Source organism: Bacillus sp. FSL K6-3154 (assembly GCF_040869395.1).
Taxonomy (GTDB): Bacteria; Bacillota; Bacilli; order Bacillales; family Bacillaceae; genus Bacillus; species Bacillus safensis.
Map to the genome: position 1 here is coordinate 3,208,840 of NZ_CP152033.1, position 22,970 is coordinate 3,231,809.

The 22,970-nt window shown below is 41.0% G+C and carries 24 protein-coding genes; all 24 read left to right on the forward strand.

Annotation, left to right across the window (positions count from 1 at the left end):
* The first annotated feature begins 114 nt into the window (after positions 1-114).
* The 24 genes from MHH61_RS16595 to MHH61_RS16710 all read left to right on the forward strand — a co-directional run bounded on the left by MHH61_RS16595 (position 115) and on the right by MHH61_RS16710 (position 22,925).
* The gene (locus tag MHH61_RS16595) at positions 115-894 is read left to right on the forward strand and encodes a cell division protein FtsQ/DivIB (RefSeq protein ID WP_024424256.1); all 780 of its coding nucleotides are present in this window, start codon (positions 115-117) and stop codon (positions 892-894) included.
* A complete protein-coding gene (locus MHH61_RS16600; RefSeq protein ID WP_025092542.1) occupies positions 891-1,580 on the forward strand; it encodes a DUF881 domain-containing protein in 690 nt (229 codons plus the stop codon). Before MHH61_RS16595 ends, MHH61_RS16600 begins: the two co-directional genes overlap by 4 nt.
* Positions 1,581-1,600: 20 nt before the next feature.
* Positions 1,601-2,326: a DUF881 domain-containing protein gene (locus MHH61_RS16605; RefSeq protein ID WP_024424254.1), complete on the forward strand. Its 726-nt coding sequence runs from the start codon at positions 1,601-1,603 to the stop codon at positions 2,324-2,326.
* A complete protein-coding gene (locus MHH61_RS16610; RefSeq protein WP_003210988.1) occupies positions 2,326-2,694 on the forward strand; it encodes a small basic family protein in 369 nt (122 codons plus the stop codon). Before MHH61_RS16605 ends, MHH61_RS16610 begins: the two co-directional genes overlap by 1 nt.
* Before the next feature lie 159 nt (positions 2,695-2,853).
* Positions 2,854-4,176 carry a cell division protein FtsA gene (ftsA, locus tag MHH61_RS16615; RefSeq protein ID WP_024424253.1) on the forward strand — a complete coding sequence of 441 codons (1,323 nt, stop codon included), beginning with the start codon at positions 2,854-2,856 and terminating at the stop codon, positions 4,174-4,176.
* A 33-nt stretch (positions 4,177-4,209) separates the two neighbouring features.
* Positions 4,210-5,355: a cell division protein FtsZ gene (gene ftsZ / locus MHH61_RS16620; protein WP_024426931.1), complete on the forward strand. Its 1,146-nt coding sequence runs from the start codon at positions 4,210-4,212 to the stop codon at positions 5,353-5,355.
* Between the two features lie 302 nt (positions 5,356-5,657).
* Positions 5,658-9,974: a S8 family peptidase gene (locus MHH61_RS16625; RefSeq protein ID WP_125586845.1), complete on the forward strand. Its 4,317-nt coding sequence runs from the start codon at positions 5,658-5,660 to the stop codon at positions 9,972-9,974.
* A 249-nt stretch (positions 9,975-10,223) separates the two neighbouring features.
* Positions 10,224-11,153: a sigma-E processing peptidase SpoIIGA gene (gene spoIIGA / locus MHH61_RS16630; RefSeq protein WP_024426933.1), complete on the forward strand. Its 930-nt coding sequence runs from the start codon at positions 10,224-10,226 to the stop codon at positions 11,151-11,153.
* A gap of 58 nt (positions 11,154-11,211) precedes the next feature.
* Positions 11,212-11,931 carry an RNA polymerase sporulation sigma factor SigE gene (gene sigE / locus MHH61_RS16635; RefSeq protein ID WP_034623684.1) on the forward strand — a complete coding sequence of 240 codons (720 nt, stop codon included), beginning with the start codon at positions 11,212-11,214 and terminating at the stop codon, positions 11,929-11,931.
* Positions 11,932-12,074: 143 nt separating this feature from the next.
* On the forward strand, positions 12,075-12,854 hold the full coding sequence (sigG, locus tag MHH61_RS16640; protein WP_024424250.1) for an RNA polymerase sporulation sigma factor SigG: 780 nt from the start codon (positions 12,075-12,077) through the stop codon (positions 12,852-12,854).
* Between the two features lie 150 nt (positions 12,855-13,004).
* A complete protein-coding gene (locus tag MHH61_RS16645) occupies positions 13,005-13,943 on the forward strand; it encodes a sugar-binding transcriptional regulator (protein WP_024424249.1) in 939 nt (312 codons plus the stop codon).
* 244 nt (positions 13,944-14,187) lie between these two features.
* The gene (locus MHH61_RS16650; protein WP_125586841.1) at positions 14,188-15,432 is read left to right on the forward strand and encodes an NAD(P)H-dependent oxidoreductase; all 1,245 of its coding nucleotides are present in this window, start codon (positions 14,188-14,190) and stop codon (positions 15,430-15,432) included.
* 12 nt (positions 15,433-15,444) lie between these two features.
* Positions 15,445-15,876 carry a transcriptional regulator GutM gene (locus MHH61_RS16655; RefSeq protein ID WP_024424247.1) on the forward strand — a complete coding sequence of 144 codons (432 nt, stop codon included), beginning with the start codon at positions 15,445-15,447 and terminating at the stop codon, positions 15,874-15,876.
* An 18-nt stretch (positions 15,877-15,894) separates the two neighbouring features.
* Positions 15,895-16,425 carry a PTS glucitol/sorbitol transporter subunit IIC gene (locus MHH61_RS16660; protein WP_024424246.1) on the forward strand — a complete coding sequence of 177 codons (531 nt, stop codon included), beginning with the start codon at positions 15,895-15,897 and terminating at the stop codon, positions 16,423-16,425.
* A gap of 13 nt (positions 16,426-16,438) precedes the next feature.
* On the forward strand, positions 16,439-17,449 hold the full coding sequence (locus MHH61_RS16665; RefSeq protein WP_024426936.1) for a PTS glucitol/sorbitol transporter subunit IIB: 1,011 nt from the start codon (positions 16,439-16,441) through the stop codon (positions 17,447-17,449).
* Positions 17,450-17,475: 26 nt separating this feature from the next.
* Positions 17,476-17,832, forward strand: coding sequence for a PTS glucitol/sorbitol transporter subunit IIA (locus tag MHH61_RS16670; RefSeq protein WP_007499733.1), 357 nt, complete (start codon positions 17,476-17,478; stop codon positions 17,830-17,832).
* 130 nt (positions 17,833-17,962) lie between these two features.
* The gene (locus tag MHH61_RS16675; RefSeq protein WP_024424244.1) at positions 17,963-18,739 is read left to right on the forward strand and encodes an ABC transporter ATP-binding protein; all 777 of its coding nucleotides are present in this window, start codon (positions 17,963-17,965) and stop codon (positions 18,737-18,739) included.
* 79 nt (positions 18,740-18,818) lie between these two features.
* Entirely contained in the window at positions 18,819-19,055 is a 237-nt protein-coding gene (locus MHH61_RS16680; RefSeq protein ID WP_008344958.1) for a YlmC/YmxH family sporulation protein, read from the forward strand.
* 235 nt (positions 19,056-19,290) lie between these two features.
* Complete coding sequence (gene pgeF, locus MHH61_RS16685) at positions 19,291-20,130, forward strand: peptidoglycan editing factor PgeF (RefSeq protein ID WP_241218569.1); 840 nt, start codon at positions 19,291-19,293, stop codon at positions 20,128-20,130.
* Positions 20,131-20,136: 6 nt separating this feature from the next.
* A complete protein-coding gene (locus MHH61_RS16690; RefSeq protein ID WP_211484832.1) occupies positions 20,137-20,826 on the forward strand; it encodes a YggS family pyridoxal phosphate-dependent enzyme in 690 nt (229 codons plus the stop codon).
* A gap of 1 nt (position 20,827) precedes the next feature.
* Positions 20,828-21,286 carry a cell division protein SepF gene (sepF, locus tag MHH61_RS16695; protein ID WP_024424241.1) on the forward strand — a complete coding sequence of 153 codons (459 nt, stop codon included), beginning with the start codon at positions 20,828-20,830 and terminating at the stop codon, positions 21,284-21,286.
* Positions 21,287-21,292: 6 nt separating this feature from the next.
* Positions 21,293-21,574, forward strand: a complete 282-nt coding sequence (locus MHH61_RS16700; protein WP_024424240.1) for a YggT family protein — start codon at positions 21,293-21,295, stop codon at positions 21,572-21,574.
* Between the two features lie 53 nt (positions 21,575-21,627).
* Positions 21,628-22,404, forward strand: coding sequence for an RNA-binding protein (locus MHH61_RS16705; RefSeq protein ID WP_075623003.1), 777 nt, complete (start codon positions 21,628-21,630; stop codon positions 22,402-22,404).
* A gap of 26 nt (positions 22,405-22,430) precedes the next feature.
* Positions 22,431-22,925, forward strand: coding sequence for a DivIVA domain-containing protein (locus tag MHH61_RS16710; RefSeq protein ID WP_008344947.1), 495 nt, complete (start codon positions 22,431-22,433; stop codon positions 22,923-22,925).
* Positions 22,926-22,970 lie beyond the last annotated feature (45 nt).

Here is a 22,970-nt window from a genome sequence, read left to right on the forward strand (position 1 = left end):
ATGAATGATGGCATCACAGGAAAACAAACGGCATGAAAGAATGCCGTTTGTTTTCTCATCAAAAGATGACCCAAAGGTGTGGACAAGCAGCTTTGAATGGGGTGAAGAATATATATGCGGCCTGATCATGAAAATGAAAAGATCGTCAATATAGAAGAACGAATTCCTAAAATTAAAGAACAAAGGAAGCAGAAAGCGAATCGGAGACTAATCTCTTTTATTCTACTGTTTTTTATCATGGTTTTAATCATTATTTATTTGCAGACACCAATCAGTAAAATTTCTTCTTTAACTATTACGGGTAATGAGCATGTCCCTACAAAACAGCTTGTGAAACTTTCCCAGATTAAAGAAGGCGAAACAGAGTTTTGGAATTTAAATAAAGATTTAACAGCAGATCATATTAAGCAAAACAAACTGATTAAAAGTGTCAGTATCAAAAAACATTTTCCAAATAAGGTTAGTATTGCTGTCAAGGAATATGCCAATATTGCGTATCTTCAAAAGGGAAATTTATACTATGAGCTTCTTGAAAATGGGACAGCATTACCAGAAGAAGTCACACCAAGTCATGCAGGACCTATTTTTGTTGATTGGGACAATAAAGAGAAGCTGAAGCAAACGGTTAGATCTTTAAATCAGCTGCCAGCCTCTATTCAGGAACTCATCTCAGAAATATATTATGTGCCAACAAGCTCAAACCAGTGGCTCGTTAAATTTTATATGAATGACGGGAACACCGTGATTGCATCAATTAAAACATTCGCTGATAAAATGAAAACCTATCCTGCCATTGTAAAAGAACTTTCGCCATCTGAAAAAGGCACAATCCATATGGAAGTCGCGACGTATTTTGAAGCGTTTAAATCTAAGAAAAAGGAAGATGAACGTTGAGAGGCAAAACAGTTATATTCTCAATTGTCATGCTTGTTCTTGGTTTTCTGATTTCTTTTTCATACCAATATACTAAGCAGCATCAGGCAGATGTCATTCGAACAGAGCAATGGAAAAAAGAATACTCCTTGAAAAGTCAGCTGACAAAGCAAGAAAAGGCGAATCAGAAACTTGAAAAAGAATTATATAGTCTTCAATCACAGGTTCAAGCCACTGAGTCCAATTTGAAAAATGAAAAAGAGCAGTATTTTAATGTATTGGAAGATGTTGAGAAATACAGGATGTTTACAGGAGAGATCGGTGTAAAAGGAAAAGGGGTACAAGTATCCCTTGAAGATGCATCTTATATCCCGAGTGGACAAAATGTCAATAATTACATTGTTCATGAGAGCCACATTTTTCATGTGATAAACGAACTGTTTATATCAGGGGCCTCTGCCGTATCTATTAATGGACAGAGAATTACACACCAATCATACATACATTGTAATGGCCCAGTTGTCACAGTTGACGGTGTTCAGCATCCAGCGCCATTTGTTATTTCTGCTATTGGTGATCCGGCTGTGTTAATACCTGCATTAAATATTGCAGGAGGAGTAGTCGATCAGCTGACAAGTGATCACATTTCGATGACGATTGAAAAAAAGGATATTCGTATGAATCCTCTTTTAAAACACAAAGATTAAAAGTGAAAAGGTGAGTGGTGTTGAGGAAAAAGAAGCCTTTACTTAGTTTGACAGCCTTAATGGTGATATTCGGCATCATGGTCTCCATCCAATTTAATTCATTGCAAAAGCCCAAAGTTCGTGATACTCGCGATGTGTGGGAGCTAAGAGAGGATTTATCTGCATCTAAAAGTAAAGAATTGGATTTACTGAAAGAAATTGATAAATACGATGAAATGCTGAAAAAGTATGGTCATCAAGGAGATCAATCAAAAGAAGCTCAACTAACTAAAACATTAAAAGATTTAAAAGAAAAGGCTGGTTTTACAGAAGTGACAGGGGAGGGAATTGAAGTTGACATCTCTCAGCTCTTCTCCAAGGATCTGACCGGAGAAGAAGTGAAAAATATCCCGCCTGATCTTCTGAAAAAGCTAATCAACGAAGCCAATATGTATGGGGCAAAACATATTTCCATTAATGACCACCGTGTGATTAATACAAGTGTGATTCGAGATATTAATGGTACGACGAAAATGGATGGCTACAGCTTAGATGGTGATGAAGTGACCATCAAGATGATCAGCGACCAGGCCGACAAATTATACAGCCGTTTAAATGTATCAGATATTGGTGATTTGTTTGCTCAGGAAAATTTCGGCTTAAGTATTAGCCAGCCGAAGCAGCAAATTCAATTAAAAGCATATGACGGTGCAATTCAGTTAAACGAGTTGAAGCCTCTTGACGATGTAAAGGAGGGAAAATCTTAATGTGGCTTCCTGTACTTGGCTTAATCATAGGAGTTGCGATCGGTTTCTTAACAAATTTTACGATACCGAATGAGTATTCTAATTATCTTTCCCTCGCTGTACTTGCTGCGCTTGATACATTGATTGGTGGAATCAGGGCACATCTGCAAGGGGCATACGATGAACTAGTGTTTGTATCAGGCTTTTTCTTTAATATTATACTTGCAATAAGTTTAGCTTTTCTGGGCGTCCATCTTGGTGTAGACTTGTATTTAGTCGGAATGTTTGCTTTCGGCGTTAGATTGTTTCAAAATATAGCAGTTATTCGCAGAATTCTACTAACAAAATGGACAATTTCTAGAGAAAAAAAGAAAAAAAGTGAGTCATAAAAAAGGATATACATATGATGTAACGAATATTTTCAGTAATCCTAATAAAAAATGTTGATTTTTTAAGTTTTGTTACACACTTGTAAAAACACATTCATTGTATTGTTGTTCAGCAAATAATAGAATAGAAAGTATTGATATGTGAGGAGGTGCCATAGAATGAACAACAATGAAATTTACGTCAGCCTTGACATCGGTACATCCAATATAAAAGTCATCGTCGGAGAAATGGCGGATGATTCGCTTAACATTATAGGTGTTGGAAATGTCCCTTCAGAAGGGTTAAAAAAAGGATCGATTGTTGATATAGATGAGACAGTTCATTCTATTAGACAAGCATTTGAACAGGCTGAGAGAATGGTAGGTTTTCCTTTACAAAAGGCGATTGTCGGAATTAACGGAAACCACATTCATATTCAGAATACGAGCGGCGTGGTCGCAGTATCTAGTGAAAACAAAGAAATACATGCTGAAGATGTGAGACGTGTCTTAGATGCTGCACAGGTAGTATCTATTCCTCAAGAACATCTCGTCGTAGACGTCATCCCGAGACAATTTATCGTCGACGGAAGAGATGAGATCACTGATCCGAAAAAAATGCTTGGTGTTCGGCTAGAGGTGGATGGATCGTTAATTACAGGTTCTAAAACGATTCTACATAACTGGCTCCGATGTGTAGAAAGAGCTGGAATTGAAATTATGGATATTTGCCTGCAGCCGCTCGCATCGGGCTCAGCAGCATTATCGAAAGATGAAAAAAATCTAGGGGTAGCTCTCGTCGATATTGGCGGCGGATCTACAACGATTTCCGTATTTGAAAACGGGCATCTCTATTCTACTCACAGTATCCCTTTGGGCGGAGAGAACATTACAAAAGATTTGTCTATAGGACTTAGAACTTCTACTGAAGAAGCTGAACGAATCAAAAAACAATTTGGACATGCGTTTTATGATGAGGCATCGTCTGAAGAAACATTTGAAGTTTCTGTCATCGGTACCGATCAGAAACAGACGTATACACAGCTTGAGGCGGCTAATATCATCGAGGCTCGGCTGGAAGAAATCTTGCTCTTTGTGGCAGAGGAATTAAGAAATATGGGTGTCCATGATTTGCCTGGCGGATTCGTTCTAACAGGTGGACAGGCAGCTATACCAGGTATCCTTTCTCTTGCACAAACGGTCTTGCAAAACAATGTTAGAATTGCAAGTCCGAATTATATTGGGGTGAGAGAACCTCAGTATATGACAGGAGTGGGTCTGATCCACTTTGCTTATCGCAATGCAAAGATTCAGGGCAGACAAGTTGGATTCCAAATGCCGGATGAGGCGTTTCATGAAGTAGGCGCATCCATGGAGCCGGTTTCTTCTGCACCACAAGTGAAAGAAGCGCAGCCAAGACCGAAAGTAAAACAAAAAGCACAAGAAGAGACAAATAAAAAACCGGGCAAAATGAAAAAACTATTTAATATGTTCTGGGAATAGAATTAGATTTTCGACGGATTAGGAGGATTCAGCATGTTGGAGTTTGAAACAAATATAGACGGCCTAGCATCAATTAAAGTAATCGGAGTAGGTGGAGGCGGAAATAACGCTGTCAACCGAATGATCGAAAATGACGTACAAGGTGTCGATTTCATTGCAGTCAACACAGATGCACAGGCGTTAAATCTATCAAAAGCAGAAACGAAAATGCAAATCGGTGCTAAGCTGACAAGAGGGCTTGGAGCAGGTGCGAATCCTGAAGTCGGTAAAAAAGCTGCTGAGGAAAGCAAAGAACAGATTGAAGAAGTATTAAAAGGCGCAGACATGGTCTTTGTTACTGCTGGTATGGGCGGTGGAACTGGTACGGGTGCTGCACCTGTCATTGCAAAAATCGCAAAAGATTCTGGTGCATTGACAGTTGGAGTCGTGACTCGTCCTTTCACATTTGAAGGAAGAAAGCGTCAGCTTCAAGCAGTTGAAGGAATTGCTTCTATGAAAGAAGCAGTTGACACTTTAATTGTGATTCCAAACGATCGCTTGCTTGAAATTGTTGATAAAAACACGCCAATGCTTGAAGCATTCCGTGCAGCAGATAACGTGCTACGACAAGGTGTTCAAGGGATCTCAGATCTTATTGCTACACCAGGTTTAATCAACCTTGACTTTGCTGACGTGAAAACGATCATGTCCAATAAAGGTTCTGCTCTTATGGGTATCGGTGTTGCGACTGGTGAAAATCGTGCCGCTGAAGCTGCGAAGAAAGCTATTTCTTCACCACTTCTAGAAACGGCAATCGACGGTGCACAAGGTGTCATCATGAATATTACTGGTGGTACGAACCTAAGTCTTTATGAGGTACAAGAAGCAGCGGACATTGTGGCTTCTGCATCTGATGAAGATGTAAACATGATTTTCGGTTCTGTCATTAATGATAACTTGAAGGATGAAATTGTGGTAACCGTGATCGCAACTGGATTTATTGAGCAAGAGCCAGAGGTGTCAAAACCACAAAGAAATCCATTAGGGCAAGGATTAAAGCAAAATCAATCCATTCCTCAAAAACGTGAAGTAAAACGTGAGGAACATCAGCAGTCATCATCTCAGCCGAGACAAAATACACAATCAAGCGATGATACGCTGGATATCCCAACGTTCTTGCGCAACCGTAATAAACGTTAATCGAGTATCACTCATCCCCTTCCACCGGAAGGGGATTTTTTCATGTCCAATATATAAAGAAACCCGCATCACTACTAATCAAAAAGTCTTAAAAGTGTCTGGGTTACTTTATCCAACATATGTATTTCGACTTAGAGTGATTAAGTAAAAAGAATCATTTTTAAACCCTATTACAAAAAGCGACAAAATGATGAACTTTATTTGACTACATTAAATAGAACACCATGAATCTTGTCATGAACAAAGGAAAGGGAGGAGTTAAACCCATACACTGTTTGACCATTTGAGGAGGAGGGATTTGATTGAAAGTGAAGTTTCGCAAAACCGCCGGCTATCGTTTGATGAGTCTTTTGGTGATTGGTACTTTAATGATGACAAGCTTTGGGATGATTCAAGCAAAATCGACTTCTACCTCATATCAAGAGGAAGCTGTTTCCTCCAAGAAAACAAAAGCAAAGATCTCATCTAGATTAATGAAACAGTTTCAACAAGAAGACAAGGTGACCTTTTTAGTCAAAATGAAGGAACAAACCAATGTCAAAAAAGTGGCGAAGGATGCTGTGTCAAAAGCCAAAAAACAAAAGTTAACAGCTGCTAAAACGCAGTACACAAAAAGATCAGCTGTCGTATCAGAACTAAGAGCGACGTCTGAAGAGACGCAGGAAGCGCTGCTTGCTTATTTACAAAAAGCCCAAAAGAAAAAGCAAGTGAAGGATATTCATTCGTACTATATTGTGAATGGTCTCGCTGTGACGGGAACGAAAGAAGTCATGGAAAAGGTAGCTTCCTTCCCAGAAGTAGATCAAGTGCTGCCAAATGAAATCCGTCAAATCCATCGTCCTGTTGATTTGAAGACTTCAAAGAAAAACAAACAAATCAAAGCAGCAGATGGAATCGAGTGGAATATTTCTCAAGTTCATGCCCCAGAAGCGTGGGCTTTAGGCTATGACGGAACTGGTACCGTTGTGGCAAGTATTGATACAGGTGTGGAATGGGATCATCCTGCATTAAAAGAAAAATACCGCGGATTTGACCCTGCACGTCCGAATGAACCTTCTCATGAATTCAATTGGTACGATGCAACGACAGGTTCTAAAGCGCCATACGATGATTTAGAGCATGGTACACATGTAACGGGAACGATGGTTGGCTCTGAGCCAAATGGAGAGAATCAAATTGGAGTCGCACCAGGTGCAAAATGGATCGCGGTGAAAGCTTTCTCAGAAGATGGTGGATCAGATGCTGATCTGCTTGACGCAGGTGAATGGATTTTAGCTCCAAAAGATGAAAACGGAACCCCTCATCCAGAAAAGGCGCCAGATGTGGTCAATAATTCTTGGGGCGGTGGGCCTGGTCTTGATGATTGGTATAAAGATGTGGTCAATGCTTGGAGAGCAGCGGACATCTTCCCAGAGTTTTCAGCTGGTAATACGGATTTATTTAACCCTGGCGGTGAGGGATCTATTGCAAATCCTGCGAACTATCCCGAAGCCTTTGCGACGGGTGCAACAGATCAAAACAACAAACTGGGTTCTTTCTCTTTGCAAGGCCCCTCTCCATATGGGGTCATGAAACCAGATATTGCGGCCCCAGGGGTAAATATTCGTTCTTCTATTCCAGGGAAAGGGTATGAGGATGGCTGGAATGGAACCTCGATGGCAGGTCCACATGTTTCAGCTGTTGTGGCTCTTCTGCGCCAAGTACAGTCAGATCTGTCTGTTGAAGAGATCGAAGAAATTCTCATTGATACTGCAAAACCTCTGACAGATCAGCAATTCCCGGAATCCCCTAACAATGGCTATGGGGCAGGATTAGTTGATGCAAAAGAAGCCATCACAGCATTAACAGATGGAATTGGCAAGATTGAAGGACAGGTAACAAAAGAAGGAGAAGATACAGAACCACCTGTTTTTTCTCATAAAGGACCGAATGAAATTTTTGCCTCTACGCCAACACCTCTAAGTATTACAGCAGAAGATGAAGTAGCTGTGACAAATGTCTCCTTGACTTATCAAGTGGATCAAGGGAAAAGGGAGACGCTGCAAGCAAAACGAACGGATGGAAATCATTTAAAAGGGACATATGTTGTTCAGCTCCCAGAACTTGAGGGAGAAAACGTCACGTACCGATGGATTGTGAAAGATTTTGGAGAAAATGAAGCTGCATCAGAACCGTATACGCTTCCGATTAAAACATCCATCACGACTGGCTACTCGCAAGATTTTGAAGCTTGGCCAAGTGGATGGTTCAGTGGTGGAACAAAAGATCCTTGGCAGTGGGGGAAGCCGACCACAGGTCCGAAAAAGGCCTTTACTGGAGATCATGTCTATGCTACAAACCTAGACAGTCCTTATGAAAATCAAACAGATGCTCATTTATCTATGCCGATGATTGCTGTACCTGAGTCAGGCTCCGCCTTTTTACAATATCAATACTGGCATGACCTTGAAGCAAATTATGACTATGTGCATATTCATGTGCAGCCTGAGGGGGAAGATGCTGTCCAAGTGGCAGCCTACACAGGCAAAACAAGTGGATGGACAAAAGGAGAAGTAGATTTATCTGCTTACAAAGGTCAGAACGTGAGAGTTATTTTTCAGCTAAGAACGGATGGCAGTGTGACAAAAGACGGTTTTTATTTAGATGATGTGAAAATAACAGATCAAGCCTTGCCTCAAAAGGCAAAGAAACAGCTTGGCGTCATCAAAAAAGAAAAGTCAGCACAGGAGCAGAAGAAACCCGTCGATCCGAAAAGCGCAAAGCCTGCTAAAATAAAAGAAAAACATGTCCAGATGAAAAAGGAAAAAAGTGTAGATGCCCCATCTATCAAAGCTCTTCCGATGAAGGCAGAAATCAGTGTTCTTGAAAGCGGCAAGTCCACGTACACAGATGAAGCGACAGGGAGATATCAGCTTTCTCATGGTGCAGGGGAATTTACAGTGAAAGCTGAAGCATATGGCTTTGAATCACGCACACAAAAAGTCAATATTTCTGCAAATGATCAAGCAGAGGCAAATTTCTCATTACAGCCACTAGAAAAACGAACGATATCTGGCACAATTGTCAATGAAACAACGGGTGAAAAAGTAAAGGATGCTACGGTTTATCTTGTAGAGGATGCGAAAATTGAGCCGGTGAAAACAGATGAATCTGGCGAGTTTTCTCTAGAGGCATTGAGCGGTGTATATACAGTCAAAGTATTTGCGAAAGGGTTTAAAGGATATTCGTTTACAGCCGATGTGACAGAAAAGCCGCTTGAAACAGCAATCAAGCTGGAACCTTTCATCGGTTTTACTGGCGAAATTGGCTACGATGACGGAACAGCTGAAAATGCACGGGCGTTCTATGATCCTGGTAATGGCTGGGCGGTGAAATTTTCATTAGAAAAAGGGAAGAAACAAGCACAGGTTACAGGGGGGCTTTTCCGTTTCTGGACAACAGAGTGGCCAGCCCCTGGCGGGAATGAATTTGCGGTTGAAGTGTATGATGCTTCTGGGAAGGACGGCGCTCCAGGTGAGAAAATTGCGGGACCTTTTAAAGCGAATGCGCTGCGTAATGGTGAATGGACAAAAGTAGATTTAGAAGATCAAGCCATTACGGTGGATGGAGATTTCTATCTTGTCTATATTCAAACGAAAAAGAATATGGAATCTCCAGGCCTTGCAACAGATGAAGATGGACCAAATGCTGAAAGAAGCTGGCAGCTGACAAGCGGTGCCTTTTCTCCTTCTCCAAAAGAAGAGGGAAATTATATGATTCGTGCGCTTGTCCAATATGAAGCAGATGTGCCAGAAATAACATCTCCAAAGGCTGGAACGATCACGAACAAAGATGAACTGGAGATCGGAGGTAAAGCCTCTCCAGGGCTTGATGTAGCGATCTATCAAAACGATAAAGAGATTGCCAAAGTGAAAGCAGATCAGTCGGGTGCTTTCAAAGAGAAGGTTACAGTGTCAAGCGGAGAGCATGTATTCACGGCTGCTACTGTTACGGATAAAGGCGCAACGAAAAAATCCAAATCAGTCAAGGTGATCATTGATCAAACAGCCCCAGTGTTAACGATAGATACACCAAAAAAAGGGGAAAAGTCTAACAAAGAATCACTCACTGTAGAAGGAAAGGTAACGGATGATCATCTTGATCAAGTCACTGTGAATGGAAAAAAAGCAGCAATAAAAGATGGGAAATATTCTGCAAGAATCCTGCTTGAAAACGGGAAAAATACGATCAAAGTAACAGCAAAAGATGCAGCAGGAAACAAAACGACTAAAAAAGTCGATATCGATGTTCAATACGAAGCGCCTGAGATTTCTAAGCTGACACCAGCAGAGAATGTCAATCTATCATCAGGTGAGTCTGTTAAAATTTCATTTAACAGCAGAGAAAAGCTAGACGCAACGTTTGTCATTCACATGCCGCTGACAAACGCGAGATCAAAGCTGCAAAATACAACAGAGCTGCCGCTTCGTGAGGTAGCCAAGGGAACATATGAAGGTTACTGGACAGCTACTTCTACCGCCAAAGCAAAAGGTGCAGTCATTGAAGTGATTGTGCGGGATGATTATGGAAATGTTACTCGACAAAAGGCCCCAGGCACATTAAATATCAATGTAAAATAACCCTTAAAAAAGGCACGCCTCCTTGGAGCGTGTCTTTTTCGTTTCGAATGATTGTTTGTAAGCTTGTCCGGAAGCACACTCTCTTTCTTTGTGCTCTCATTCCTCGACAAAAACAATAACAATCCACCAAAAGTTCTCTATCATCCCCAACAAGAATTGACAGACTTCCATCTCTTGGCTGTTTTATACTGGTACAAACAAGTGCAAGTACTGCTTTTGATTCTTTGTTTCAGATGAAAGGAGCAGAAGGTGGTCATTTATTTAGATGTGATTTGGCTGTTAAACTTTTGTTTTGATCTATTGCTTCTCTTACTCACTGCATTTATTCTCAAACGACAAGTAAAAAAACGGCGATATATGTTAGGAGCTCTGATTGGATCGAGCATTGTTCTCTTGCTCTTTACACCATTTGCAATGTTTGTGTCACACCCTCTAGGCAAACTGCTTTTTTCTGTCTTGATCGTGCTTGCAACTTTTGGATTTCAAAGATTTCGATTCTTTTTTCAAAACCTGTTTGCTTTTTACTTTGTCACATTTTTGATGGGAGGAGGCATGATCGGGGTTCATTCGTTTTTACAAACCAATACTGTTATTCAAGACGGGCTGCTGATTTCACAAAATGATGGCTTTGGTGATCCCATTAGCTGGCTTTTCGTTTTAACCGGCTTTCCTGCGATTTGGCTGTTTTCAAAGAAACGATTAGGAGAGGTCGGTGCGAAAAAAAGACAGTTTGATGAACAAGTCCTTGCGGAGATACACATTCAAGGAGAGACCATCCGCTTAAAGGGACTCGTCGATTCTGGCAATCAGCTGTATGATCCTATGACGAAAACACCTGTGATGATCGTTCAAGCAGATCAACTCATGTCCATTTGCGGAGAGCCATTTATAGAGCTTATGAAGCAGTCTCATCCTGTTGAAGTGATGCAAAAGCTCGATGATCAATTTCCGCTTCTTGACCGTTTAAGACTTGTTCCATATCGAGCGGTCGGTCATGATCACGGGTTTCTTCTATGCTTAAAACCAGATACGGTCATCATTTATTCAAAAACGCATATGATCCAGCCAGCCAAGTGTTTTGTAGGCATGAGTCTGAGCGGTTTATCAGCAGATCAGGAATTTCAATCCATCATTCATCCAGATATGTTAGACGGAAAAATCATCCAAGGGGTGTCTTAAGTTTTGGTGATGTCTTTTATCTTACGAGGTCAACTTGACATTTAGAAGGGAGAAGAAGATGAAAAAATTAAAATTTAAACTCAGTTACTACTGGTATAAACTCCTCATGAAGCTAGGTCTTAAGAGTGATGAGATTTATTATATTGGTGGTAGTGAGGCGCTGCCGCCGCCATTATCAAAGGATGAAGAGCAGGAACTGCTTGTCAAATTACCAAAAGGTGATCAAACAGCAAGGGCTATCCTGATTGAAAGAAATTTGCGGTTGGTGGTCTACATCGCAAGAAAATTTGAAAACACAGGGATTAATATTGAGGATTTAATTAGTATTGGAACTATTGGTCTAATTAAGGCAGTCAATACATTTAACCCAGAAAAAAAGATCAAGCTTGCGACATATGCTTCGAGATGTATTGAAAATGAGATTTTGATGTATTTGCGCCGAAATAATAAAATTCGTTCAGAAGTGTCGTTTGATGAGCCGCTCAACATTGATTGGGACGGAAATGAACTGCTTTTATCAGACGTACTTGGAACAGATGATGATATTATCACACGAGATATTGAAGCAAATGTAGATAAAAAACTTTTGAAAAAAGCGCTGGAGCAATTAAATGACCGCGAAAAGCAGATCATGGAGCTTAGATTCGGCTTGGTTGGCGGTGAGGAAAAAACCCAAAAAGATGTCGCTGATATGCTAGGCATTTCCCAGTCGTATATTTCAAGGCTTGAAAAAAGAATTATTAAACGATTACAAAAAGAATTTAACAAAATGGTCTAAAAAAATTTTTTGAAAAGCTCTGTCCCTTTGCTGTCAAAGGAATCAACTTCTTTTCTCATGATTCTCGTCATCACTCGTGCATATTTTTCCATCCCAAGGAGATACTGAACTTTGTACAACAGCTCCTGTAGGGAGGGAAAAAAGTGTCCAGAAATAAAGTGGAAATCTGCGGAGTCGACACCTCCAAACTGCCTGTTCTGAAAAACGAAGAGATGAGAAAATTGTTCAGACAGCTGCAAGATGAGGGTGACGATACAGCAAGAGAAAAGCTAGTCAATGGCAATTTGCGGTTGGTTTTAAGTGTGATTCAGCGTTTTAACAACAGAGGCGAGTATGTGGATGATCTCTTCCAAGTAGGCTGTATCGGATTAATGAAATCAATTGATAATTTTGATTTAAGCCACAATGTCAGATTTTCAACTTATGCGGTCCCTATGATCATAGGAGAAATCCGTCGATACTTGCGTGATAACAACCCAATTCGGGTGTCTCGTTCACTAAGAGATATTGCCTACAAAGCGCTTCAGGTTCGTGAGAGGCTGATTAGTGAGACAAGCAAGGAGCCAACGGCAGAAGACATTGCCAAAGTGCTGGAAGTGCCTCATGAGGAAATTGTCTTTGCCCTAGATGCGATTCAAGATCCTGTTTCTTTGTTTGAACCGATCTATAATGACGGAGGAGATCCGATTTATGTGATGGATCAAATTAGTGATGATCGGAACAAAGACACACAATGGGTAGAGGAATTGGCCTTAAAAGAGGGAATGCGCAGATTGAATGATCGAGAAAAAATGATTCTCCGCAAACGCTTCTTCCAAGGAAAAACGCAAATGGAAGTCGCTGAAGAGATCGGGATTTCTCAAGCACAAGTCTCAAGACTTGAAAAAGCAGCCATCAAACAAATGAATAAAAACATCTTTTAAAGCCGCCGCTTCATGTGCGGCTTTTTTCATTCTTGGAAAGAGCACGTCTCTAGTATTGACTCTGTTATTTTTTTCATTTAATCTGTTTTTAACAAATGTTATTTTAGATATCATTTGTTAGGGAACACTTAAGCGGAAAGAAGGGTTATTATGACATTCCATGATGAAAGAAGGCTGCTCATTAAGGTTGCGCATATGTATTATGAAGAAGGCGCCACTCAATCTAAAATAGCAGATGCTGTTGGGGTTAGCCGTTCGCTCATATCGAAATATTTGGCAAAAGCACGTGAAGCAGGAATCGTGGAAATCATTATTCATGATGAAATGAATCAACAATATGGATCTTTAGAAAGAAAAATAGAGCGGAAATACGGGCTGCGAGAAGTCGTCTGTGTGGAAACGCTCAGCCAAGAAACAACAAAAAGCCGAATCGGCGCTGCGGCGGCAGGCTTTTTATTAAAAGTCATGAAGGATGGACAAGTCATCGGTTTTTCCTCAGGAACCACTTTGCATGAAATGGCGAAATCGCTTACGTCAGTTCAGCACTACCCATCCGTGACATTTGTTCCGCTTGTCGGGGGTGTGGGAAACGAAGATGTTGATATCCATGCCAATTATATTATTGCGAGATGCACAGAGGCACTCAAATCTAAATGTGAGTTTTTACATGTGCCTGTCATGCTTGATACGAAAGAAGCGAAGGATGTACTGATACGGCAGCCGTCAATCAAAAAAGTGATTGAATTAGGAGAATCATCAAATATTGCGGTTGTCGGGATTGGCGGGGTTCCGCAGCATTCAACGATGGTGAAATCTTATATGACAAGCGGTGAGGAGGATATTCTTCAAGCGAAGGATGTAGCGGGTGACATTTGCTATAACTTTATTGATCACCAAGGGGAAGTGTATCCTCACCCATGGAACGACAGGGTAATGGGCATAAGCCCGCAAAAGTTGAAAGAAATCCCGCTAGTCATTGGTGTCGCTGGAGGAGAAGAAAAAGTTGAAGCGATCCGGGCAGCCTTAGAAGGTGGATTAATTCATGTATTAATTACGGATGAACGAACAGGAGATGCCTTATTAAAGTAACTACCTAATATGATTAGGTAGTTTTTTTGAGTCTTTAGACTCAAAAAGATTGAAAATTTTATTGATTTTATCTTGACACAAAGTTGACACATCATATAAACTAAGTTCATAACAAATGATAAATAAAATAACAAATGTTACAAGAAACAGATTTTTGTTAATTTTTATAACATTTGTTAAAAGTTTCAGATTATTTTTCTAGCAATCTACCCGAGAAGCAAGAAAACCTGAAAGGATGATTTAGATGTCAATCTATCAACAGTTGTTAGCTCGAGAACGCAGTGGAGATCCAATCAAAGTAGGAATTATTGGGGCAGGCCAAATGGGCTTTGGACTTATTTCACAAATTTCTAAAATTCCAGGCATGATTGTAGCAGGTGTTTGTGATATTCACCTTAGTGCAGCAGAGAAGGCAGCGAATTTTTATAAGCAGCATGCGAAGCCGCATCAAATGGTCGTCACAAATGATTATAGAGAAGTGATTCAATCAGATTTTGTGGAAGTTGTCGTAGATGCAACAGGAGTGCCAGAGGTCGGAGCAAACATTTCTTTGGAAGCGCTTAATTCAAAGAAACATCTCGTTCTTTTAAATGTAGAAGTTGATATTACCATCGGTTTGGTGATGCATAAATTATTCACAAATGCAGGACTTGTTTATTCTGGATCAGCTGGAGACGAACCGGCAGCAACACTAGAATTATATGAATTTGCAAAAACAATGGGACTTGAGGTGCTCGTTGCTGGGAAAGGCAAGAACAACCCATTCTTCCCAGAAGCAAATCCAGATACGTGTAAAGCAGAAGCAGATAGTAAACATATGAGTGCACATATGCTCGCTGCCTTCCAAGACGGAACAAAAACAATGGCAGAAATGAACTTATTAAGTAACGCGACAGGGCTTTTGCCAGATAAAGTCGGTATGCACGGAGTCGAAGCAAATTTAGAGAATGTAGCAGATAAATTGAATCAAAAACAACAAGGCGGCGTGCTCGATAACTTCGGAGTCGTTGAATATGTAAATGGACTTGCTCCTGGCGTATTCGTTATCGTCAAGAGTGATCTAGAGCCAGTAGATGAAGAGCTTCGTTACTTAAAAGTTGGAAAAGGTCCTCACTACACGCTTTACCGCCCTTTCCATTTAGCGAGTCTTGAAACACCTGTTACCATCGCAAAAGCGGTCTTACAGCATGATTCATCGATCCACCCGATTGGTGTACCAGTGTCAGAAACAGTCGCTGTTGCGAAAAGAGATATTAAAGCAGGGGAATCACTTGACGGGATTGGCGGATACTCCGTAAGAGGTGTACTTGAAACGCATCAAGACATGAAAACGAACGGTCACATTCCAATTGGTTTAATCAGCGGAAAAGTCGTAGCGAAAAAAGACATCAAATTAGGACAGTTCCTGACTCTTGATGATGTAGAGCTTGATTCAAACACAACCGTCTGGAAGCTGCGTTCATTACAAGATCACTTATTTCAATCATAAGGACGTGAAGCTATGGAAAAATTAGCAATCGTACTTTGTATCATTCTCATCGTGCAGTATGGGTTATCTTTTATTCAAATCAAGTATTATCGCAAAAGCATGGACTCACTGATTGATGACTACAGAGGGAAACAAGGCTATCACTTATTTTCAGGAATGGAACGGCGCAAAGTTGGCCCTGGGGCCATTGCGCTCATCATTGTGGATGAATCGTATATCATTCAAAAATGCCATGTGCTTGGCGGCGTGTCGATCTTATCTAAATTTAAAGAAGTCCCTGCATATGAAGGCAAGCATGTTGGGGCTGTGCTGGACGAGCACCACATGATGAAGAAAACGTTGAAAAAGCGTAAAAAGGCGCCAGCTGTCATGCAAGCACTTTCCATGGCGGCTGAGCAGGCACTTGTCTCGATTTCGAAAAAAAATATAACAAATGTGAACTAAAGAAAGGGGAGATGAAACATGGAATGGATTCAATGGTTTGGAGAGCACTTTATCGGAATGTTTGAAGCCGGCGGAAAGCAGTTCATGGGTCTGATTACAGGTATCGTTCCAACGCTTGTTGTGTTACTTACTTTCACTTATGCTGTCATGAAATTTATTGGAGAAGAGCGAGTGAATAGAGCCATTCAGTTTGCAGCGAAATATACCATTTTGCGCTACACGTTAATGCCGATCTTATCTGTTCTTATTTTGACAAACCCAATGGCTTATACGTTTGGCCGCTTCTTACCTGAAAAACAAAAACCAGCATTCTATGATTCAGCTGTTTCATTTGTTCATCCGGTGACATCACTGTTCCCGTATGCCAACGCAGGAGAACTATTTGTCTACTTAGGAATTGCGAACGGGATTAAAGAAGCTGGATATTCAATGTCAGAGCTCGCTGTTCGTTACTTCTTAGTCGGGATCGTCGTCATTTTGCTACGCGGAATCATTACTGAATGGATTACAAAATATTTAGCAGGAAAAATGAAAGCGAATTCACAATAGGGGAGGGTTAGACATGACAAACCACAAAGTATTTGTTGCAAAAGGTGCTGGCGGATGGGGAGAAGGCTTAGAGCTTGAACCAACTGGTAAAAGAAGAAAGGTCGTTTCCATTACAGGGGGAGGCATTCACCCGGTTGCACGTAAAATTGCAGAAATGACAGGGACAGAAGCATGTGATGGCTTTAAAAACTCTATACCAGAAGATGAAATGATGTGTGTTGTCATTGACTGCGGGGGAACAGCGCGAATCGGACTTTATCCAATGAAACGCATTCCAACTGTAGACGTTTTGGCATCCTCTCCTTCTGGGCCGCTTGCTAAACATATTACAGAAGATATCTTCGTATCAGGCGTAACAGAAAAAGATATTTCCTATGCAGAAGCATCTGATGGTGAGGCGAAAGCAGAAGGTCAGGAAAACAGTGAGTCGATTGACAAAGAGAATTTCAAAGAAACGTATGCAAAGCTGAAAGAGGAAAATATTGAGCGGCAGGAAAAAGGCAATTTCCTGATGAGATTCTCACGCGGAATCGGGAAAGTCACCGGTACGTTCTACCAGGCTGGCCGTGATTCTGTTGATATGCTTTTGAAAAACATTATTCCATTCATGGCATTTGTCAGTATGTTAATTGGAATTATCAATTATACAAAAATCGGCGATCTGATTGCCCATTTTCTATCACCTTTGGCAGGATCTCTTTGGGGGCTCTTACTGCTCGTTGTGGTCTGTACACTGCCGTTCCTATCACCTGTCTTAGGACCTGGAGCAGTCATTGCCCAAGTCATCGGTGTTCTGATTGGTAGTCAAATTGCACTAGGAAACATTCCGCCTCAATTTGCACTTCCTGCACTATTTGCCATCAACGGTCAAGTAGGGTGTGATTTTATTCCAGTGGGGCTGTCACTTGGTGAAGCGAAGCCGGAAACGGTACAATATGGGGTACCAGCTGTTTTGTATAGCCGTCTTATTACAGGGGTTCTATCTGTTGTGATCGCATACGTTGCCAGCTTCGGTATGTATTAAACGTATTAAAGGAGGAATCGAGATACATGGTAACACAATCTGTCGTAAAAGAAATTGGGATCTTAGTCCCGCAATTTAAAGAAGATAAGCTGATTGTTTTATTTGGACCCGCAGCGCCGCAGGAATTAAGAGATATGTCTGTCATTCATGAGTTCGAACATTTAGAAGAAGAGCCGCTGAAGCTAGGCGGAACCATTCAAGTGGGCGATCAAACGTACACGATCACAGCCCTAGGCAATAAAGCAAATGACAACTTTAAAGAGCTCGGCCATATTTCGATCTACTTCCAAGAGCCGTTTGATGATGTATTACCAGGAGCTGTATTTGCATCCCCGCACACGTTTCCTGATATAAAAGAAGGCGTACGAATTGAAATTTCGTAACCTTGTAAAAAAAGCTGTTCCTAAATTGGAGCAGCTTTTTTATATGAGGTTTACCAGAAAGAGCATTTACGATATGCTGTAAACATTCATTATTTGTATATTCAGAATTTTTACTCAGGAGGAAGTTATGGTGTCACTTGAATTGAAGAATGTTTCATTAAAAAGAAATGGGAAATGGCTGCTGCAGTCTGTTGACTGGCAGGTAAATAAGCAGGAACACTGGGTGCTTTACGGTTTAAATGGTGCGGGAAAAACCGCTTTATTAAATATGCTCTGCTCCTATTATTTCCCCACGTCAGGCGAGATGACAGTTCTGGGGCATGTCTTTGGCAAGGAAGCTCTTGGTGAAAAGCTCAGGAGGAAAATTGGTCTCATCTCAGCGGGACTTGAAAAGAAATTGCACAGAGACGACAATGCTTTTGAAATTGTTTTGAGCGGCGCATTTGCTTCTATCGGGCTTTATGAAACCCCGACTGATGAAATGAGAGAGAAAGCCATTGATCTATTAAAAGCGTTTGGTTCATTCAAATATGCCAACAGAACATATGAAACCCTCTCACAGGGAGAGAAGCAAAAAGTCTTGATTGCGAGGGCTTTAATGAATGATCCGCAGCTCTTGATTTTAGATGAACCTGTGACGGGTCTTGATTTTTTAGCAAGAGAGCAAGTGCTGGAGACCATCTCATTTATTGCAGCTAAGCCTGATGCGCCTACTTTGCTCTATACGACCCATCATGCAGAGGAGATTCTGCCTGTTTTTCAGCATACCTTATTATTAAAAAATGGATCGGTTTTTGATCAAGGAGAAACAAAAGAGATGATGACAAGCGGCCTGCTTTCTTCTTTTTTTGAATGTCCGGTAGATGTCATGTGGAGAAATGGCCGTCCGCATTTAAGCAAATTGTAGATAAAAGAAACTATTGGTCTGCTTCCCTGCTTTTCCATCATACATATTATAGTAGAAAACGAAAGGCGGGGAAGGACAGATGATCAGTATTTCTGAATTCCAAATCAAGGATGTCGTCGATGTATCCAGCGGGAAAAAACTAGGCACCATTGGGGACATTGATATTAATGTCACAAGCGGCAAAATCCAAGCGATTATTATTGGCGGCACAGGTAAAATGATGGGATTTTTCGGAAAAGAAGAGGAAATGATTGTCCCATGGCGAAATATAGTAAAAATTGGCGAAGATGTGATACTTGTCCGCTTGTCTTCTTAATTCGTATAACTCCTCAATGAATCATTCAATTTTTCCTTAAAACAAACTCTTCATTCTTAGCAAACAATGTCTTTTTCGGGTAAAAAGATTACGTTTTCATATCAATTTGTAAAAAAACCTGCAGAAAGGGCACATTTGAGTGTAATATTTAATGAATCCCACTAACTGTCTATGCATGTCTTGTGGTAAAATAGGAGCGAAATAAAGAGAGATGAATGAAAGGTGGGAGGCAGCTTTGACATACAAATATGACCCCTTTCAGCAGAAATCACCATATGCAATGACCATTCATGATTGGACGAACATGACATGTTCTGGTAAAGAGGTATTGGCCGGGTTTACCACAAAAAACGGCGGCTTCAGCCTACCTCCATATCAATCATTGAACACTGGACTCCATGTAGGAGATGATGCTTCTAGTGTTCAAATGAATCGTCAAGTCATAGCAGATGCTGCTGCTGTGCCGCTCTCTGATTGGGTGTTTGCAGACCAAACACACGAGGATCGCATCCTGAAAGTCACCAAGGAGCAAAGAGGAAGAGGAAGTCTTCATTATCATGAGGCACTGCCTGGTACAGACGGTTTATATACGTCTGAGACGAACATGATGCTCGCTCTTTGTTTCGCTGATTGTGTTCCGCTTTATTTTCTAGCTCCGCAAAACGGATTAATTGGAACGGCTCATGCCGGCTGGAAAGGAACCGTCAAGCAAATTGGTGCAAAGATGGTTGATGTATGGGTCAGCCAAGAAGATGCCAAGGCCGATCATATTCAAGTCGTCATTGGACCATCCATTGGCAGCTGCTGCTACATAGTCGATGACGCAGTCATGGATCAAGTGAAACAGCTTCCTTTTTCAACAGAGGATGTGTATTCCGAGATTTCACCAGGACAATATAAAATTGATTTGAAAACATTAAACAAAAACGTATTGCTTCATGCAGGAATAAAGGAAGAAAACATACATGTCAGTTCGATGTGCACAAGCTGCAATGATCAGCTTTTCTTCTCACACCGGCGTGATCAAGGGAAAACAGGACGTATGATGTCTTTTGTCGGGCTTAAGGAGGCATAAGTGCAATTGAATGTACGAGAGAATCTCAGACAAATAAATGAACAAATAAACGAAGCATGTAAAAGAGCCGGTAGACATCCAGCAGATGTATCGGTCGTCGCTGTGACAAAGTATGTCTCCATTGAACGAGCACAAGAAGCTAAAGAAGCAGGAATTATGCACTTTGGTGAAAATCGTGACCAAGGTTTACTTGAAAAGCAGGCGGCCATAACCGATGAAAACATTAGCTGGCACTTCATCGGCAGTTTACAGACGCGAAAAGTGAAATCTGTCATTCAGACAATTGACTACTTACATTCGCTTGACAGAATGTCTCTTGCGAATGAAATTGAAAAAAGAGCGGATCACACAGTTCGCTGTTTTGTACAAGTGAACACATCACTTGAGGAGTCAAAACACGGCTTGAAAAGTGAAGACGTCATTCCATTTGTAAAGCAGCTGGCTGATTTCAAACACATTGAAGTGGCTGGGCTGATGACGATGGCTCCATTTACAGATGATCACACTGTGATTCGCAACTGTTTTAAAACATTAAAAAATCTTCAAGAAGAAGTAAAACATCTTAACCAAGTAAATGCACCTTGTCAGCATTTATCGATGGGCATGTCAAATGATTTTGAAATCGCAATTGAAGAAGGTGCGACATTCGTTCGGATTGGCTCTTCACTTGTTGGAAATGAAACAGGAGGTGCGTGACATGAGCATAAAAAATAAGTTTAAAAGCTTTTTCACTCTCGACGATGAAGAGTATGAGTACGAATATATTGATGAAGAAAGAGAACCCGTTCAAGAAGAAAAAGGAACGAAGGACAAAGCAGCATTTCAAGATCGCCCGCAGACAGGAAAACAAAATGTCGTCAGCTTGCAAAGCGTGCAAAAATCCTCTAAAGTGGTGTTAAGTGAGCCGCGTGTTTATGCAGAGGCGCAGGAGATTGCAGACCATATTAAAAACAGACGTGCAGTCGTCGTGAATTTGCAGCGCATTCAGCATGATCAAGCAAAGCGAATCATTGACTTCTTAAGCGGAACCGTTTATGCAATCGGTGGAGACATCCAGCGTATTGGCTCGAATATATTCCTCTGCACACCTGATAATGTAGATGTATCTGGTACAATATCAGAGCTATTGACAGAGGAAGAACCTCAGAGGTGGTAAATCATAGTGATTCTAAATTTCATTTTTAATATTTTAGGAACGGTATTAACGATTTACTCATTCGCGATTATTATTTACATCTTTATGTCATGGGTGCCATCTGCAAGAGAAACTGTGTTTGGCCGTTTTCTGACAAATATTTGCGAACCGTATTTAGAACCATTTCGTAAAATTATTCCGCCAATCGGCATGATTGACATCTCGCCGATTGTGGCATTGCTTGTGATTCGTTTTGCATCATCATATGGACTAACTGGTCTTTACAATATGATTGTGCGCTTCATGTAAACAGGCTGCCGGGCTTGGCACTGCCAGGCTCTTTTACATAAGAGGGGAACAAAATGAGCGATATCTATCAGCATTTTAGAAAAGACGAACAGCCATTTGTCGACCAAGTGTTAGGCTGGAAAAAAATCGCACTCGACCAATATCGAATGAAATTAACAGATTTCCTCGATCCGCGTGAGCAATTTATTACTGAGTCCGTCATCCAGCATGGCGAAGAACTTGGGATCATGTTTTTTGGCGGGTATGAGGGAGCGGAGCGCAAAAGAGCCCTCATTTATCCTGATTATTTAGAACCTTCTATTCAAGATGTTGAGCTGTCATATTTTCAGGTGAACTATGCGAAAAAGTTTATTTCTTTAGAACACCCGAAGCTTCTCGGCTCATTGATTGGGACAGGCTTGAAGCGTCAAAAATTCGGAGATCTATTATTTTCAGAGGAAGATGTGCAGTTTATTTGTACAAGTGATGTCGCCGATTTTGTGCGGGCGCAGCTGACTCATGTCGGCAGAGCAAGCGTTTCATTAGAGGAAATCACGCAGGCAGAAATAAAGCCAGTGATCACGAAGACTGATATCAAAGAAGATACCATTTCTTCACTTCGGCTTGATGCTGTATGTGCTGCTGTCAGCCGTCAGTCTCGGCAAAAAGCACAGCTTTTAGTCAAAAATGGGCTTGTCAAAGTCAATTGGAAAGTCACAGAGGACCCTTCTTTTACAATCGGTGAAGGCGATCAGCTCTCTGTTCGGGGATTTGGCCGCTTTAGCCTCAAAACGATTGATGGGAAGACCAAAAAAGATAAGTTCAAAGTAACATTTGAGCTTCTGACATAACGAACTTGAATCTGGAGGTGGCGAGGTTGCCATTAACACCTAATGATATTCATAATAAAACGTTCACAAAAAGCTTTCGCGGCTATGATGAAGATGAAGTAAACGAGTTTTTAAGCCAAGTACGTAAAGACTATGAGATCGTACTTCGTAAAAAGAATGAGCTTGAAGACAAAGTAAACGAGCTTGACGAAAGACTAGGTCATTTTGCAACAATTGAAGAGACATTAAACAAATCGATTCTTGTGGCGCAGGAAGCAGCAGAAGACGTAAAGCGCCATTCGGATAAAGAAGCAAAATTGATTATTCGTGAAGCAGAGAAAAATGCAGACCGTATTATCAACGAAGCGCTGTCAAAATCAAGAAAAATTGCAATGGAAATCGAAGAGCTGAAGAAACAGTCGAAGGTCTTTAGAACTCGTTTCCAAATGCTCATCGAAGCGCAGCTTGATCTTCTGAAAAATGACGATTGGGATCATTTACTGGAATATGAAGTAGACGCTGTCTTTGATGAAAAAGAATAAGCGCATCATCTTGACATGACGTGCTCATGTTGCATATAATACCAT